The organism is Candidatus Bartonella washoeensis Sb944nv, from assembly GCF_000278135.1.
In the GTDB taxonomy this organism is placed as follows: Bacteria; Pseudomonadota; Alphaproteobacteria; order Rhizobiales; family Rhizobiaceae; genus Bartonella; species Bartonella washoeensis.
The window spans coordinates 519,828-520,430 of record NZ_JH725023.1 but is presented as its reverse complement, the minus strand read 5'-3'; the positions used below and the strand labels follow the sequence as shown (position 1 = coordinate 520,430).

Annotated in this window: 1 pseudogene; it reads right to left on the bottom strand. The window is 40.6% G+C overall.

What is annotated here, in order from left to right:
• Positions 1-603 (bottom strand): annotated as a pseudogene (locus MCQ_RS09080) (hypothetical protein); the annotation flags it as partial.

Here is a 603-nt window from a genome sequence, read left to right as displayed (position 1 = left end):
CTCCATGCTGCGCTACAAAAGCCTGCGCATCTTTGTCCCACAACAAAGAATCCTGTGCAACACCTTGCGAAACTTCCTTAATGCGTTCATTCACATTCTTGATATTCGTGTCAAGTCCAGAAACAGCATTTCCAACATTATCATAGCTAGTTTCTTCTGCTGCGCCATCTTCAGAAATCTTAGATAATTTATAGGTCGGTCCTGTAAATGTACCATCTGTAAATGCAGCACCACCACCCAAATATGTTGCTACATCTTGAGATATTTGATTAATCTGGCTGCCATTAATCGCATCATGAGAATCCTTGGTAATTTTGCCATCTGCAACATTATGAAGTGCAACAGGAGCGGAGTCTTGTCCCTTCCCAAAAGTCACACTGCTATAATCAGTGTTACCATCTGTTCCTTTATCATAGAGAACAACCGCAGATTCTTCAGATTGAAGAGTATCAGAGAGTTTCTTCAAACTTTTATCAAGTTGGCTCTTGTTAACAGCTTCATTGTCATTCTCTGCCGCCTTCACACCAGAAAGCGTCCGATCCACACCACTTTTGTTTGCAATATTGATACTAGTGCCATCTTTTTCAGCACCAATATTAATAA